The organism is Terriglobus sp. (assembly GCF_965201105.1).
Taxonomy (GTDB): domain Bacteria; phylum Acidobacteriota; class Terriglobia; order Terriglobales; family Acidobacteriaceae; genus Terriglobus.
Genome location: NZ_OZ241741.1, coordinates 1,593,535 through 1,608,213, shown reverse-complemented (window position 1 = coordinate 1,608,213; position 14,679 = coordinate 1,593,535). Strand labels below are relative to the sequence as shown.

General features: G+C 57.5%; 12 protein-coding genes and 1 pseudogene. 3 read left to right on the top strand and 10 right to left on the bottom strand.

The window, feature by feature from the left end:
* Positions 1-284: 284 nt before the first annotated feature.
* The 7 genes from ACOFKT_RS07160 to ACOFKT_RS07130 form a co-directional block, all read right to left on the bottom strand.
* A complete protein-coding gene (locus ACOFKT_RS07160) occupies positions 285-1,130 on the bottom strand; it encodes a DJ-1/PfpI family protein (RefSeq protein ID WP_419806717.1) in 846 nt (281 codons plus the stop codon).
* A 634-nt stretch (positions 1,131-1,764) separates the two neighbouring features.
* On the bottom strand, positions 1,765-2,778 hold the full coding sequence (locus ACOFKT_RS07155) for a polyprenyl synthetase family protein (RefSeq protein ID WP_419806716.1): 1,014 nt from the start codon (positions 2,776-2,778) through the stop codon (positions 1,765-1,767).
* On the bottom strand, positions 2,775-3,743 hold the full coding sequence (locus tag ACOFKT_RS07150; protein WP_419806715.1) for a Brp/Blh family beta-carotene 15,15'-dioxygenase: 969 nt from the start codon (positions 3,741-3,743) through the stop codon (positions 2,775-2,777). Before ACOFKT_RS07150 ends, ACOFKT_RS07155 begins: the two co-directional genes overlap by 4 nt.
* Positions 3,740-4,870, bottom strand: coding sequence for a lycopene cyclase family protein (locus ACOFKT_RS07145; protein WP_419806714.1), 1,131 nt, complete (start codon positions 4,868-4,870; stop codon positions 3,740-3,742). Before ACOFKT_RS07145 ends, ACOFKT_RS07150 begins: the two co-directional genes overlap by 4 nt.
* Positions 4,870-5,796 carry a squalene/phytoene synthase family protein gene (locus tag ACOFKT_RS07140; RefSeq protein ID WP_419806713.1) on the bottom strand — a complete coding sequence of 309 codons (927 nt, stop codon included), beginning with the start codon at positions 5,794-5,796 and terminating at the stop codon, positions 4,870-4,872. Before ACOFKT_RS07140 ends, ACOFKT_RS07145 begins: the two co-directional genes overlap by 1 nt.
* A complete protein-coding gene (gene crtI, locus ACOFKT_RS07135) occupies positions 5,793-7,325 on the bottom strand; it encodes a phytoene desaturase family protein (protein ID WP_419806712.1) in 1,533 nt (510 codons plus the stop codon). Before crtI ends, ACOFKT_RS07140 begins: the two co-directional genes overlap by 4 nt.
* Complete coding sequence (locus ACOFKT_RS07130) at positions 7,326-8,162, bottom strand: bacteriorhodopsin (RefSeq protein WP_419806711.1); 837 nt, start codon at positions 8,160-8,162, stop codon at positions 7,326-7,328.
* A 1,118-nt stretch (positions 8,163-9,280) separates the two neighbouring features.
* Between ACOFKT_RS07130 and ACOFKT_RS07125 the strand changes: the two are divergent.
* Positions 9,281-9,792 (top strand): annotated as a pseudogene (locus tag ACOFKT_RS07125) (site-specific integrase).
* Positions 9,793-11,447: 1,655 nt separating this feature from the next.
* Here the strand turns inward: ACOFKT_RS07125 and ACOFKT_RS07120 are convergent.
* Both ACOFKT_RS07120 and ACOFKT_RS07115 read right to left on the bottom strand, forming a co-directional pair.
* The gene (locus ACOFKT_RS07120; RefSeq protein ID WP_419806710.1) at positions 11,448-11,789 is read right to left on the bottom strand and encodes a DUF4238 domain-containing protein; all 342 of its coding nucleotides are present in this window, start codon (positions 11,787-11,789) and stop codon (positions 11,448-11,450) included.
* A gap of 12 nt (positions 11,790-11,801) precedes the next feature.
* Complete coding sequence (locus tag ACOFKT_RS07115) at positions 11,802-12,122, bottom strand: SOS response-associated peptidase family protein (protein WP_419806709.1); 321 nt, start codon at positions 12,120-12,122, stop codon at positions 11,802-11,804.
* Between the two features lie 681 nt (positions 12,123-12,803).
* Here ACOFKT_RS07115 and ACOFKT_RS07110 point away from each other — a divergent pair.
* Entirely contained in the window at positions 12,804-13,091 is a 288-nt protein-coding gene (locus tag ACOFKT_RS07110; RefSeq protein WP_419807127.1) for a metallophosphoesterase, read from the top strand.
* Positions 13,092-13,781: 690 nt separating this feature from the next.
* On the opposite strand, the gene ACOFKT_RS07105 is transcribed toward ACOFKT_RS07110, so the two are convergent.
* On the bottom strand, positions 13,782-13,910 hold the full coding sequence (locus ACOFKT_RS07105; RefSeq protein WP_419806708.1) for a hypothetical protein: 129 nt from the start codon (positions 13,908-13,910) through the stop codon (positions 13,782-13,784).
* 60 nt (positions 13,911-13,970) lie between these two features.
* Here ACOFKT_RS07105 and ACOFKT_RS07100 point away from each other — a divergent pair, with 60 nt between their 5' ends.
* Positions 13,971-14,249 (top strand): hypothetical protein, encoded by a 279-nt coding sequence (locus ACOFKT_RS07100; protein ID WP_419806707.1) that lies wholly within the window; start codon positions 13,971-13,973, stop codon positions 14,247-14,249.
* The last annotated feature ends 430 nt before the right edge of the window (positions 14,250-14,679 follow it).

The window sequence follows — 14,679 nt, the reverse complement described above, 5'->3', positions numbered from 1 at the left end:
GAATCCATTGCCATGTGTCCCGGCCGGAGCCGCCGACGAGTAAGGGCATTTTTCCGTGACCTTTGCAAGAGCAGGTTGGCTGCTTTCTTTCGCTGGCGCTTGCCGGACCATGGAACATTGGTGCTTGCCATGCACTCGGCAACACGCCGGAAGCGAAAAGCTATCACCGCTGCGAAACGCTTTGACTCCGGGCAGAACCAGCAACGCTGCAAACAGAACGAGCAAGACCGTCGCGCATACGCTGCGTAGCCTTTGCTTCGTCTGTGCTGTTTGCGAATACATCGTTATTCCGCTCCGCTCGCGTTGATACCCAAACGGCGCCCCGCCTCTTCAGCAGCACGTCTCGCTTGAGCGTCCATCCAGGTGCGCTTTGACCGTGCTTCGGCTACGCGAGCCGGCCCAGCTTCTGACGGCGTTCCGCTTGTGAACGGCGGCGCTGGCGCGTACTCCAATACAAGCTGAACGCGTCTCGCCTCTTCCTCGCCGCGCAGTCTGACGGCAAGTGCGAGCGCGAAGTCCAGTCCAGCAGTCGCGCCTGCCCCCGTCACACGGTTGCGATCGGTGACAACCCGCTGATCTACATGGCGCGCCCCAAGCAGCGGCAGCAGATCGGTCACGGCCCAATGCGCCGTGGCGTTGTAGCCGTTCAACAATCCGGCCGCCCCAAGCACCAGGCCACCGGTGCAGATGCTCGTAACCCACTTCGCGCGAGCACCGCGGTCAGCCAAGAACGCCAGCACCGATGCGTCACCCATCACGTCGATTGAACCCATGATTCCGCCCGGCACGAACAGAACGTCGAGATCACGCGGGCACTCGTCAAAGGTCTGTGTCGCTCCGATGGGAATGCCGATGTCGGTCGAAACCGGTGTCTTGTCCTTCCAAACCAGCCCGATCCGGCTGCGCAGGATCGTAAACACCGTCATCGGATCGATAAGGTCAAGAGCGACCATCTTGGGATACATCAGCATTGCGATCTTGGGCGCGTCAGGCGGAATCGCCATCATCTGGCGCATGTGGTCGTCACCGGCCTTGGTGCCCGTGCTTACCTGCGCAGGCGCTGCAATTGCCGAGCCGGCAAGCGCACCCAACGCAAGCAGCATCTTGCGCCGGTCGAGTGAATCGATCATTGTGTTGCTCCAAACTACGTAACCAGGCTCAAGGGCAGGCACACGCGCGGGCGGGATTGTAGCGTTATCGGCTTCACCGCACACACAAGACGCGGGACGCAGCAGTCAGCTTTGCAGAACTAGATTTGAAACACCGGAGGGCCGCGTTTTTGCCTGGACCGCTCGGTCGCGACGCGACGCTTGGACTCAGTCTGCGCAATCGCAGCGGGATGACTCGCAATCTGTGCGTAGAAGGCCTGCGCCGGAGGTGCAGCGAGCGTCTCGTGCAACTGTCCGGAAGCGAGGGATGCCGGACAATACGGGCATTGATTTACCGGAGCGGTCCAGTTGGGAGTCTTGTCTTGAGAGACGAGATGTCCTCTTTCGGCCATCCCTGCCGCACAGTGATGCCTCCCATTGCGGCGGCAGCACGCCGGCAGCCCTGTGTCTTCGCTCTGACCCAGAGCCAGAAGCGGAGCCAATATCGGTAGCAGAAACGCAACCGTCAACAGAATGGGCCAAAGTCTGCGCAACGCTCTGATTGGAGCACCGATGAGCGTGAATAGCAATCTGAACCGATCACCGGCCTCACACGATCGACTTGAGTCGTTTTAGGAAATGACTGCTGCCACCGCCAATGTATTCGCAAACGTTTTCATGTTCTCGGTCTCAAGCAATCCGGTTCGAGCATGGGTGCAAGACTGGAAGCTGATTTGCTCTGCTTAGGAAAGCAGCGGCTGACATGCTGCTGCAGGTGAGCAATGAACCCAGATATGGCAGCTTGCGGTAAACCATAAAGCCGCGCCCGTCTTTCATGTGCCGCGAACCTCTCCGCTATGATTCGTTGCGTCTGAAGCCGAACATTGGACGAGCTTACCGCCTCACGAAGCTGCTCGAGTTTGTAAGAATTTTCGCTTCGTTGCAGGTCCTCGAGGCTGACCTCGTGCCCGCACTGTCTTAGCCAGGAAATGCCGAGCAGGACGGGCACTGTCATGCACCCAGCGGGCAGGTCGTGCCCCACATCTTTGCCGGCAATGATCTCCGGTTGATATAGATCGATGCAATCGTCGATCAGCTGATAGGTCCACCCTGCGCTCGTACCGAATGCATGCCACTGCCGCATTGTGTCTGCCGGCATGTCGCGCAATACAGCGGCTCCGAGAACCGCCGCTCCAAACAGAGCTCCAGTCTTCCCATTTGCAATGGAGCAGCCCTGGCGTTCTGCCGCCTCCATCGAATCGCAGACAGTCGGCACCAGTTCCTGTGCCTCTGCCTGCACCATGCTTCTGGCCGCCGCAGAAAGCGCACGGAAAAAGCGGATGTCGACCTCCGATGCTAATTCCAACGCACGGATGAGCAGCCAGTCTGAGGCAAGAATGGTGCTTGCCTTGCCGAACTTAACGTGGGAAGCTGGACGGCCCCGTCGCAAGATGCCTGCGTCGAAGATGTCATCCTGCAGCAGCGTCGCAGCATGCAACATCTCTACCGAAACCGCCGCAAGGATCGCCCGATCGCTGCATACTTCCGCACAGCCTAGCAGCAGCAATGAGCGGATTCGCCGGCCACCTTGCAGCGCATGCTCGCATACCGCACGCAGCTTTCCAGTGAGGCACGCCACCTGATCGCACAGCTCAGCTTCTAGGGCCAGCCCCGGCACAGCTGTACTCATGAGTACGTCGCTTTCTGGACAGGAAAGACCGTAGCCCGTGTATTGTGACCCGCTGTCTCTGTGTGCCGGCGACAGATCTCCGCCAGCACCATATGCGGAACGGTAAGCGCGCTCAGAGCAACGAAGATAAGTCCGGCAATGGTACTCAGGCTGTGCCGTGCCCACCAGCACAAAAATGCCAACGCGGCGAGCGAAACCAACCAGGCGTATACGCCGCGCCGCAAGTGTTCCCTCAATCTGGACCACTGAAACCGGCCAGTCACATCCAGACTTGTACTCACCATGTGCTCTGGCGTGTGCCAAGCGCAAAAGTAGAGCGCGAAAGCAAGAACGGGCGAACAGAATCGAAACAAAAACAGCTGCACGCCGACGAGCAATACCGAACGGATGCGCTGCCGAAAGCTTTCATGCAGCATACCGACGCTCACAACAAGCAGCAGTGGCCAAAGAGCTCCACCTATGATCTCGGTCAGCGGCCACGCGTAAACCTGCTGCTGGTGCAGCATCGTTTCGAAGATACTGCTGACCTGCATCGGCCACCAATGACACGCCGCAGCGATGGGCACCAAGCCTGCAGCACTCCCGAAAGCCATGGTTCGGACCGAAACTTGCTGTTCCATTTCCGTCCCAAAGTGCAGCGCAGAATAAAGCAGAAACAAATTCAGCATCACGAGCGGAGCCTTCCACCACACAAGGCCGACGCCCCCCGCCAGCGCCACATACCCGCCGTAAAAGTAGGGCTTCCATCCGGTGCCGTACCGCGGTTTTAGAACCTGCACTGCTAGCACATCATCAAACGCGCCGTGCCAAATGGCGATTGCGATCGCGATCATCGCCATCACTTGCATCCCACGGCTATCCGGCAGGGCGCGGTACAGAACAGCAGCCGCAAGCGCTGCGCACCCAAATACCAGCAAACGGCCGTTCTCGTACAGGTGAACACTTTGTGCATTCGTTTGGCTCATGCCGCCCCCGGCGGACGCAGAGCTGCCCGCATGAAGTCAAACTTAGGCAGGGAGAGCATCGCCTGCATCACTTCGCGAGCACTTGCTGTCTCTGAGAGGAACCGGACAGTCGTCTCCGGAGTCAGTGCCCGAAACAGCGATATGAAGTACTCGGGTGCGCGGTTCGGAAACCTTCGGATTGCTTGAAGGAAAATTCGATCGAGAATGGAATAGGCTCTCGGCTCGAAGCGCAAAGGAATGTCCTGCCCGCCAGCCAGGGCCGCTGCAATGGCTGCGCTCTGGCGCTGTATGCGAAGAAAGGCGTATCCCGATGACGGCTTCACCCGTCCGCCCCGCGTTCCAATATCCGTGTTGTTGTGAACCATCGCTGAAGCTGCAGTTTCGCCCATTGCAAGGGTTGAAGCTTCGCGATACAGCACGTCGTAGCTGCCTGACTGCAGACGCGCAAGATAACTGCGCAGCAGTTCCTCGGCGTTCGGCAGTCTCAGGGCCGGAACGTCAAAATATGTGGCTTCCACCAGGGCTTCTGTTGCAGAAAAGGGCAACACATATAGAAATGCGGTCCGTCCGTGCTCTGTTACCGGCTGAAAATCCATCAGGTCTACCGTGGACGGGTCGAAACACGCTCGCTCGGTTTTCACGTGCCACCCAACAAAGCGTTGCTCCAGCATCGGCGCGGTATCTTCCCTGCTGCGTGGCCGGGAATCAAATACCCATCGCGCCTTCAGCGTTCCTTTGTCCGTAGAAACCTCGCTGCAGTTTTCCCATCTCATCACGTTCGTCGCAATTGTGGACATGCAAAGCTCGTGTCCCGCACTCCGCAATCTTTGTTGCGATAAGCCGTAGAAGTTATCGGCTGGCAGATGCTGGTACTCGTACATCCGGCTGTGCTGCAATGCAACCACCCCTGCATGACGGACGCGCCAAGCATGCCAGCGATGCGTCACCCCTCCTGAAAATGGATGCGGTTCCGAATTCCAAAAGCACCAGGTGCGATCACGCTGGTAATGGTCGCGCGGCTCCAGAACCTTGACATGCAAGTGCGGCGCCTCCTGGGCGAGCGCGACAGCGAGGCTCAGGCCGGCACAGCCCCCACCCAGTATGACTACATCGGCATCGACGCTCATCAAGCAACTCCGAACTGCCGCATGTGACGGAGCGCCACCTCTCCCAGGCTCGGCGTCGGCAGCGTGCGGTCTGGTTTGTGCCAGAAGCGCGGAAGCAGTAGGCGAAACGCAGCAAACGCAATCAGGACGTACTTTCGCGAGCTGCTGACGACCGTTCGCGTCTGCCATGATCGTTCAACGTTCCGTTTTACCTGCACACCAATCTGCCGATAACACATCGCGGCGGCAAGAATGCTCCACCGCACCGTCCAAGGCAGGCTCCAGATGCCGTCATAGGCTGCTTGATAGAGGACTTCCGCCAACGCCAGCACCTCAAATATCGCGGTTTGTAACACTGCGCAGTCTGGCGCTCGCCCCTGCTGCAGAGCCGCGTGCACTGTAGCCGCCGAGACCAGGTTGGACGGCAGGTACACGCGACCGTTTTGGTGATCTTCCGACACGTCGCGCGCAATGTTACTGAGCTGCATCGCCATACCGAGCGCAACGGCAGCACTGTATCCGGCCGGCTGGGCGCGCAGTAGTGTCGCCATCATCATGCCGACTGTTCCGGCAACACCGAACGCGTAGCAGAGCAGGTCAGCTTTGTCGCGGGGTTGCTGTTGATCCAGATCGTCGCAGGCAGCCTCCACCAGCAGCGCCGCTGCCGCAATCAATCTGCGATCCGTAGGAAACGGCCATCCAATCGATTGCAGCGATGCAGTGTCATTCCGCCGCAACGCACCAGAGATGAGCTCAAGATCGCTGCGACGTCTTTTAGGCAAAGAGCTTGGCTCGTCCGCCAGATCGTCAACTCGTCGGCAGAATGCGTAGAGTTGCACTACGTCATCCCGAACCGTCCGTGGCAGAAAGCGGGCGGCGCGGAAGAAGGTCTTACCCGAAGCAGCCATAATCTGTGCCGCGGATCCTTGCGAATCAATAGAACTCACGACCCGACCTCCACTGGCTGCGGCTCATAGCTTTCCAACTCACCAATCATGGGGCTGGTTAGAATCTGTGGCAGATAGTGCTCCAGCACCTTCGCCGAACACAGAACTCCAGGCAGGCCTGCACCTGGGTGCGTGCCAGCGCCCACCAGATACAAACCCTCCACGTCTTCGCTGCGGTTGTGAAAACGAAACCATGCGCTTTGCAGCAGCGTTGGTTGGATGGAAAAGCCGGTTCCGTGGTGCGTCAGAAGATGATCGCGAAAGTGTTCTGGCGTCACGTGGAACCGCACATCAATGGCATCTCGTATACCGGGGCAAACCGTGTCTTCTAGTGCATTTAGGATCTTCTCTTCGAGCCGAACGGCTTCCACGGACCAGTCGATGCCGGAGCGCAGGTTAGGCACAGGCGCAAGAACATACATACTGTCGCAGCCTGCCGGGGCAAGCGATGGATCGGTTCGCGTCGGCGCATGCAGGTACAGGCTAAGATCGTCACTTAACGTGTTCCCCTCAAAAATCTCTTCGAGCAGTTCCTGATACTTCTCTCCAAGCAGGATTGTGTGGTGGGCCAATGCGGGATACTGTCTGCGCAAACCCAGATACAGCACAAACAGCCCCATGGAGAACTTCTTGCTTTCGATACGCCGATCGGTCCACTTGCGACGCCAGCGTTCCGGCACCAAATTGCGGTAGAGCGCCGGTGCGTCAGCATTGGCGACTACACACTCTGCATGCGCCTCCCCTCCACCTTTCAGCCGGACCCCGGTGGCGCGTCCGTCAGAAATCACCACCTCACTAACTTGTTGCGAAAAATGGAAGCAAACACCCTCTTCCCTCCCAAGCCGTACGAGCGCATCCACCAGGGCAGTGGTTCCGCCCATGGCAAAGTGCACGCCTTCTTTGCGCTCCAGGTGCTGAATCAGCGAGTAAATCGATGTTGTATGAAAAGGATTACCGCCAACCAGCAATGGTTGAAACGAAAACACCCGCCGGAGAGCTTCGTCTTTCAAAAAGCGTGAGACAAAGGTGTATACAGATCGGTCACTGCGTAATTTCGCCATCTGCGGCACGATGCGCAGCATGGAAGCGAGGTCATCAAATGGCTTATCGCCCAGCTCCTCGAAACCGATCCGATAAATCTTTTCGACTTCGTGCAACAGGCGGATGTAACCGTTAACGTCACTTGGGGCAAAGCGACGAACAGACTCAATGAGCTGTTCGCGCGTTCCTCCGTAATCGAAGCTTCGCCCATCTGCGAAATGGATTCGATACCAGGGCAGCAACGGCTGGAACGCAACATAGTCAGCGCGATGCTTGCCGAACAGCGCAAACAATTCGTCAAACAGAAACGGAGCGGTGATCACCGTGGGTCCGGCGTCGAAGGTGTAACCCTGCATCCGATACACGCCGGCGCGTCCACCGGCATGCGATTGATTATCGTAAACGTCAACCTGGAGGCCGGCTGCGCGAAGCCGCAACGCCGCAGCCAGTCCTCCAAATCCAGCCCCGATGACGATGGCTCGCTTCATCTAGCGATTACGAACGAGCCGGTCACCGCTCTCCGGCAATTCGTCATCCACGGAACCCGTATGCTGCACCAAGCTTACAGCCCACAGTCCATAGATCACCTTGGCAATTAGGTCCAGGCTGGTGAACAGGGTTGCGTCGACCACTGGGCTCCAAAGACGCAAGCCTTGCTGGCCCACAAGGAACACCACGGGATACAGAAACCATACGATTGACAGCACAGGCAGCTTCTTGCGATACGTCTCGCCTTCCGGGCTCTTTTCCGACAGCTTCCGAAACGGTCCCCACAGCAGCGCATAGATCGCAACAAACGACAGGCAGCTGAGCAGGTAAAACGACCACTTCAAACGTGGATCATCGGTCCACCCTGCTACAAGTCCTGTCACGATCATGTACACGTCTGAGATCACCAGGCCGGCGATCATGGCTCCGCGCTTTTTCACATGACCCTTCACCGCTCCGGACACCAGGCTCAGCAGCAGCAGCGGAGTCGTAATGGACCAGTCGATGTACCGTGCATAGTAGAAAATCCTTCCGGACGGTCGGGGTGCAGAGCCATACCCATAGGCCATGAGCAGGTACAGAGTCATCGCGACCATCGGAACCAGGAAGTGAGCGATGGAATCACCCTGTTCCGATACTGACTTGTTCTTCTGCATGGGAAAGAAAAGAAGAACAACACCCAGGGCCATCCCTATCGTGCCGATCCAAAGCCAAAGTTCTACTGTCATGTGCGTACCCTGGGGAATAAGAATGCTGGGTGTGATGCCCGAAATGTGTCGAACCGCGTCAGGGAACATGTTCAGGCGCTTTATGACCGTTATCAGCAGCTTATTCATCAATGGAACGACCGATCACAAAGAAAGCCGCTAGCAGCAAGGAACGAAATGAGCGAGTCGCTTAGAAGTCTTCCTGAACGGCGGCATGCTCCGATGTCGCAATTGAACCGTAGAACACGAAGCGGCATGCTCCTGCGTAGGTGCGGTCCACTTCGTACGCTATCGTCCAGAAGGCAGCCGCGACGAGATAACACGTTCTGAGAAGCAAGTTTCGTCCTCCCACTCAGAGCGAACGAACACAAGTCCTACCCCCGGCTTCCAATCCTGCAAGGAAAGAGGAGAACGTGTCGGCTTAGGCGATAGTGTGTTGCGGAGTTCTGGGTAATTGGAACGGAGCCATGGGTTTCAGCCCACGGGTAACACTGCTCCCTCCAGATGCGGTTGCACGGCAATTGTCGATACACGCTGGACCGCTCCCAAACTCCACTGCAAAGGGTGCCCAATGAGCCCCGCTCCAAACAACAGAAAGGCGATCCTCTCGGATCGCCTTTCTGTTTCGTTGCTTGAAGTTGGTAGCGATATCGGGGCTCGAACCAGAACTCTTCGCCTTGAGAGCGCGAAAGGCTCGGCTTTGACGGTGCGACACTGCAACCCGTTACGTCAGAAAAGGCCCTATTGCTGCCTTTTTTGTAGTCAACTTACACGGTTGGCCGTTGCAGTCTGTCGCAGGATTTCCGGTACAAGGGGTACCCCTGGGGCACCCTAGAGGAGGCGGGACGGTACGCAAAGCGACAAAGGTGGACGGCATCTTCGAGAAAAGGCCGGGCTCAGGTGTCTGGTATGTCCGGTACAAGGTCGGTGGTGTTCAAATCCGCAAGGCTATCGGCATCCAAAGCAAGCGCTGGACTACTTGGGAGACGTCCGCCACATCCGCAGAACCGGAGAGGCCGTTCTTCCCACGACTGCGAAACGTCCAGCGAGAACGCTTGCAAAGCTGAAGGCGAGCGGTGGCTAGATCACCGTTGGCGAGCTGTGCGACCGCTACCTGACCCACATCTAAAACCCGAAGAACCCTGAGCGTCCCAAGGATCAGGTCAATCCACCCATCCGGATCGAGGCGGTAAGAAAGCTTTCTCAGAGCGCCCGGCGGGATCACTGAAGGCATCTGAGATTCGTCAGTGGCTGGTCGATACCATCGGTGGCGCACCCGCAACTATGAACCGGTACAGGTCAACGTTCTCCGCAATCTACTCTCATGGGTCGACTTCCCCGCCCGGATGATTCGCATACCCGACAGCAAGAATGGCGAGGCGATCACCTTGCCGATGATCGACAGGGTCTACTTCGCTTTGAAGGAGCTACATTCGATTCAACTTGAAGTTGAGGCGCTTCGAACCGGCTACACCTACGCGAAAGAACCTGTGCGAATGGTCGCTGATGGGCGGGTGTTCCTCATCCGGGAGAACCGTGAGTGGTGGGCGAAAGCGTTAACACAAGCAAAGATCAACGACTTCAGGTGGCACGATCTCAGGCATACGACGGCTAGCCTCATGTCGCAGCTGGAGCAGACCTCAAGGCCATCCAGGAGGCCCTCACTCACAAGAGCATCGCCACCACGGCCAGGTATGCGCACATGAACAAGTCGAAGCTGATGGATGCGATGTCGGTACTGAACCGGTCAGCGGTCTAGGCGTCAACGTTGGCTACAGAAGCCCCGGACCGTGGCGCAAGCGCAGCTCATCAGCAACTGACTCGGTCTGCGGAAGACCCATTGCGAGTTGCATCTTGGCGTCAAAGTCAGCATCGTGTGTGGTATGCGCATTACGCGTACTATGACGGACAGAAGGCGGCTGTAACAAACCACGGACAAAGTCAAAGCAGTCGCGCAGATACGAGGAAAATGGTCTGGTGCAGCGTCCCGAACTCCTTGAACTCCGCAGTGGACGGACCAGCTCAATTGCTGATGCGAATGGATGTACACGCCTTCCATATCGGCTCCAAGCTTCTTCGCTCGCTAGAACACGTTCGAAGCAGTCCAGTTCTTGAGGTCCCGCATCTTCTTATCCGGCCACAACTGCCGGACCATATGTTAGACCTGAGGGCCTGACTCCCCCACGTACCTACGACGTTCTGAAGTTGCAGGAGATTGCGTACGGGCGTCCTCAAACTTCACAAGAGAACGCGCGAATCGAAGCAACTCCAGACTCTGGTAAACGCGCATTCGCACATCGCCATCCGGAGCTTTCTCCAGAAGCTCTACGTCCATGCACAATTCGAAGCTGGCTCTCGTCAGCATCGATATGGTTGAAAGTGAGCGACGTCCTTCAGTTCCAGGATCGAGTCTACATTCCGCTGCAACTCAGATAGATCGCGGCGTAGAAACATAACTCCCGCGAGGTGGCTTCACTAGTCCTGCCAGTACGTCCTCAACCTCCAACCGGTCGAACTCACGCAGGCTGTACAGCACGCCCATGTAGAAACTTGGCTGCTCTACTCCGCTTAACTTCTGCAGATCTACCATCTTCTGCTCCTCCCTACACTTGCTCAATCGGAACGGTGTCTCCGCTCTCGCCGCTGCTCGCAGACCACAAGCAACAGCCTTGCTCAGTCCGGTGCCAACCACAAAGTAATTCAAAAGGCTGCCGGGCACAGACGATCCAGATGTCAGCGCGGTACGCGCACGTGGACAAGACGACGCTCAGGAACGCGATGGCGGTGCTGAACAGAAGGGCAGCGTGAAACACTTCAAAGCGAGATGAAAGGTTTGGGCAGCACTGAAGGGATGGTGCTCAGGAGGCGGTCGACATCGCCCTGTAGGACTTCCGCCTTATCTAGGGAGTACACAGCTCGTTCTGTCGCCTGCACGGTTACTTGTTGCAAATCCCTCTTGAACTCAGGCGTGGCCGAGGCACTCCACTGTGTCTCGGCTGGTCCCGCGATGAAGAGCGTCCTCGGTGAGAAAGCAAGAAAGGCGGCGACTGATGCGTCAGCTAACCTCCGCCGATACGACTCGGTCCCTCCCTATTCACCGTCATCTGAAACACAGGCGAATCGGAAGTGATGAACGCATTAGCTTCAGACCGAACGATGTGAAAGACTTTCTGCGCAAGGAGATTGGCAATTTTCCAAGACCGTCCAAAGAGATCCTCGAGCTGGAACTGCGCTGGGTCCGACAACATTAGGTCGATGTTTGCATTGATGGCCGTGCGCAGTTCGGAGGCACTCACCCTCTTTCCCTGCTGTAAGAGAGCGTACTGATGATCCCGGATGCATTCGTCTGTCACCTCAGCTTTGAGGTGGTTTCGGATGTCAGGACGAAATGAAAGCGTGCGGATGCGACGGCCCCTATAGAAAAAGCGTTGCGACAAATAGCAATAGCGTCGCGCGTGCAATGTCATTCAGTTCCCACGTCTTCTGACCGAGCCATCGGACTAGGTGAGACGCTTTGCTTTCTAAATTCGAGAGCCACGTCTCCACAAGCTGCCCTCTGGCCCGGTCCACTGAGCCGAAATACCCCGGTTCGGTGCACTCACTTTTTGTGGAGACCCGGCGCGGCAACTGACCACGCCGGTACTTCCAGGAACGTTTAGAGCTACCAGCAAACTGGTTCAGCAGAAATCGAGAGATAATGTGCGGTTGCTGCACCTCAGGTGGCGTCTTCCGGTATGGATTGATGATTAGTGCCATGTGAGCTTAGTTCTACTTGCTGTTCGGCTCCATGAAGATTTCCTCCGGCGTGATGTCCGTGGGCGCAGCCCGCATCGCCCCCGCTTCGAAGGGCCTGAGCAGGTCAAGAGGCGGCTGCTCGGCTGCTTCCCGTGACAGCCAGCCTTCGTAGTCTTTCGGGCGCAGGATGACCGGCATACGGGTATGGATCTTCTCCATGAACAACGCGAACGGCAGCCCATCGGCCATGCCGATCTCATACTTGGGATTGTTCTTCGCCCTGATCTTGTGCCATTCGTAAAACGAGTCAGCGGGCACCAGGCAGCGGTGCCGAGCAAAGGCGCTGCGCCACATGGAAGCCTTCTCGATGCCCTCAGCCTGGCATTGAAAGTGATCGGGGAACTTCTCATAGGGCTTTTACCAAGAGGGAACAAAGCCCCGCCGCGCGGCCACCAGTTCCCTGTCACCTGTGGCCCTATTCGGTCGGATAACCGGCTGGAATATGGTCGAACGAATGTCGTCTGGTGCTAAGTTCAATCGGCGAGGCCGTTCTGAGTGTGAAACACCTCAGCGAGGCGCTGCTTGTCTGATCGATGACGATAGCGACCGCACATTTTCGCGGCTACCTAAAGCAAAATTTCTGAGCTTCATCTAGCTTCGGCACGGAATTCATCTTCGATACTATCCAGTGTTCGACGGTCGACACCCCAGCTAGTAGCCCTCGGAATCAACTTAAGGGCTACCGGCCAGTTTGTCCGATTTGTCGATGACACGGAGGAAGCAACCTGGAGCCGCCGGGCAAGACCCTCAATCTGCGGCACGGTCAGGTCGCGTTTGCCACTCAGGATCAGTGAGATGTCCGAGGACTGCCGATCTCGTGCAAATCTTCCTGGTTGATCCGGTTGGAGTCGAGCAGGAACTGCAGCACCTCGACAGGCGAAGCCTGAGGCATGGGATACGCCTCGCGCTCCTAGGTTTGAACAAGCAGCGTCAACAAACCGACAGCGGCGGCTTCGTCAGCGTTCGGCTCATAGGCTGAAGTCAACGCAAACAGCTCGGGCTTTCGGCCTGTCGTCCCCGCGAGATCGGGAGCGACACTGGGCCAAGATCCCGGACGATACGGACATCGTGGTCACGCACGGGCCGCCGCATGGCATCCTGGACCGCATCCAGGGGCAGACTGAGCACCAGGGCGACCCGGAGCTGCTGGCTGAGGTGAAGCGAGTGCAGCCGCTGTTGCATGTCTTCGGACATGTCCATGGTGCTATGGGGTTGTCGAGCAGGACGGCACCACCTACATCAATGCTGCCGTGCTCGGTATGAGTGAGGCGCTAGAGCATCCGCCGCTGCACATGCGGATCCCACGACGCTATTACACCTGTGTCTCGATAACTATAAGCAGCAATCTTCTACGTTGTAGCCAAATCGATTGCTGTGATGGCGAGCAAAGTAGGAATGCGCGACGAAAATGGGCGAAAGTCCGCAAGCTGAAGAGTGCCACGATCAAGGAGTCCAGGATCCTCCTCTACAGGCAGCAGAAGGGTCTCTGCTTGTACTGCAAGCAGCCCTGCCGGTTGCCGGTCGAGGGATCGGTTGCTGATAACGGTAGGGACAACTCCACCCTTGACACATCCTGCCGGCGTCACAGGGCGGAAGGAGCAAGAGGGGTAATCTCGTCGGCTGCTGTAGCGCACGTAACGTGCAGAAAGGCGCTAAAGTACTACCGCCTACCTTGCTCAAAATGGTCAGACACCTTAAGCAACAGCAGCCGCGTGCTGGCCAACCGTGGAAGCCCTGGCTCGACCCGGAACAACCCGCGTTGGAGGCAGCCTTGATCGATATCGCCGCAGAACTCCACGACTTCTGCTTGAAACCATGGCATGGCAGAAGAGCAGGAACGCATTTTCGCCGCCGAACGAGGTCGTCCGCTGGACCACCGAGAGATCAACCTAGCAAAGAGTATCGGCGTGACGCAACGAGATCTGGTGCGGCTGGCTGTAGTGAGCGGTTTACCTACTCCGACCGAGCCGTGCTCAGGGCAGCAGCCAACCAGGTCGGCTTGACGAGCGCAGCGGCCTCACGCTCGGGCACACCGTACTTCTCACACAAACCCACGTCATGTGGGTCCAGTTCCTCTCCCATGTGCAAACAGGTGAAGAGTACGGCTCCCTTGCGGCTTTTCTTACGGCATACCTGCAGCAAATGTCCGAGCACGGCTATTGGGACGCGCCTCTGGAGGTCGAAGCACGGGCTCAGGAAGTGCTGGATTGGCCCGAGATTGCCGTGAGCGATAAGGAGCAGGAGCTTAGAGATTTGGAGGTCCTCCGCGACGAGGACATCGACGTGTCGGACATCCCGCTGCAGAAGCTCAGGCCCAGGGCGGAGCGCATCTCCTTCGCTCAGTTTCTCGCCACGAAAACCGCAAGAAACAACGCTTTGGACTTACGAGATTCAGTGCCCAAGGTCGACGAGACTGATTAGTGCAAGCCTAAGCGCTCACCCCGACAACTTGCTATAAAGCGATATCTAAGGCGGCCAAGAAACTGCACTTTCCTCCACCGCTATAGGCTGCTAGCCTGAAGTCTGGACCGTCTTTCATCGAGCCACGGCTTAGCTGGCTTCCATACTGCATCGTCGGAGATAGGCGGAATGTCACAGAAGTCGATCTCATCGTCCGGGAGGCTGTCGAGAGCAGCCATTACTGCCTCCATCTGCTCCTTAGTCTGCGCTGCGATGTCTCATATACCCTTTCCTTTTAATCGCGGAACACCGACGGACTCACACGGAAGCGCTCGGCCAGCGCCTCTATTTGCGAGTCCGTAAGCTCCTGCTTACCGTCCAAAATCGCTTGCACCTGGTCCTCAGATCCGATGCCCGGCAGAGACCCGGCGCCTAGGCCCGTTGGCTTCGA

Bases quoted from the DNA above. Each gene is read 5' to 3' on its own strand.
- ACOFKT_RS07160 (WP_419806717.1), bottom strand. From the start codon at position 1,130: ATGATCGATTCACTCGACCGGCGCAAGATGCTGCTTGCGTTGGGTGCG.
- ACOFKT_RS07155 (WP_419806716.1), bottom strand. From the start codon at position 2,778: ATGAGTACAGCTGTGCCGGGGCTGGCCCTAGAAGCTGAGCTGTGCGAT.
- ACOFKT_RS07150 (WP_419806715.1), bottom strand. From the start codon at position 3,743: ATGAGCCAAACGAATGCACAAAGTGTTCACCTGTACGAGAACGGCCGT.
- ACOFKT_RS07145 (WP_419806714.1), bottom strand. From the start codon at position 4,870: ATGAGCGTCGATGCCGATGTAGTCATACTGGGTGGGGGCTGTGCCGGC.
- crtI (WP_419806712.1), bottom strand. From the start codon at position 7,325: ATGAAGCGAGCCATCGTCATCGGGGCTGGATTTGGAGGACTGGCTGCG.
- ACOFKT_RS07130 (WP_419806711.1), bottom strand. From the start codon at position 8,162: ATGAATAAGCTGCTGATAACGGTCATAAAGCGCCTGAACATGTTCCCT.
- ACOFKT_RS07120 (WP_419806710.1), bottom strand. From the start codon at position 11,789: ATGGCACTAATCATCAATCCATACCGGAAGACGCCACCTGAGGTGCAG.
- ACOFKT_RS07115 (WP_419806709.1), bottom strand. From the start codon at position 12,122: ATGTGGCGCAGCGCCTTTGCTCGGCACCGCTGCCTGGTGCCCGCTGAC.
- ACOFKT_RS07105 (WP_419806708.1), bottom strand. From the start codon at position 13,910: ATGGGAGAGGAACTGGACCCACATGACGTGGGTTTGTGTGAGAAGTAC.
- ACOFKT_RS07100 (WP_419806707.1), top strand. From the start codon at position 13,971: ATGTCCGAGCACGGCTATTGGGACGCGCCTCTGGAGGTCGAAGCACGG.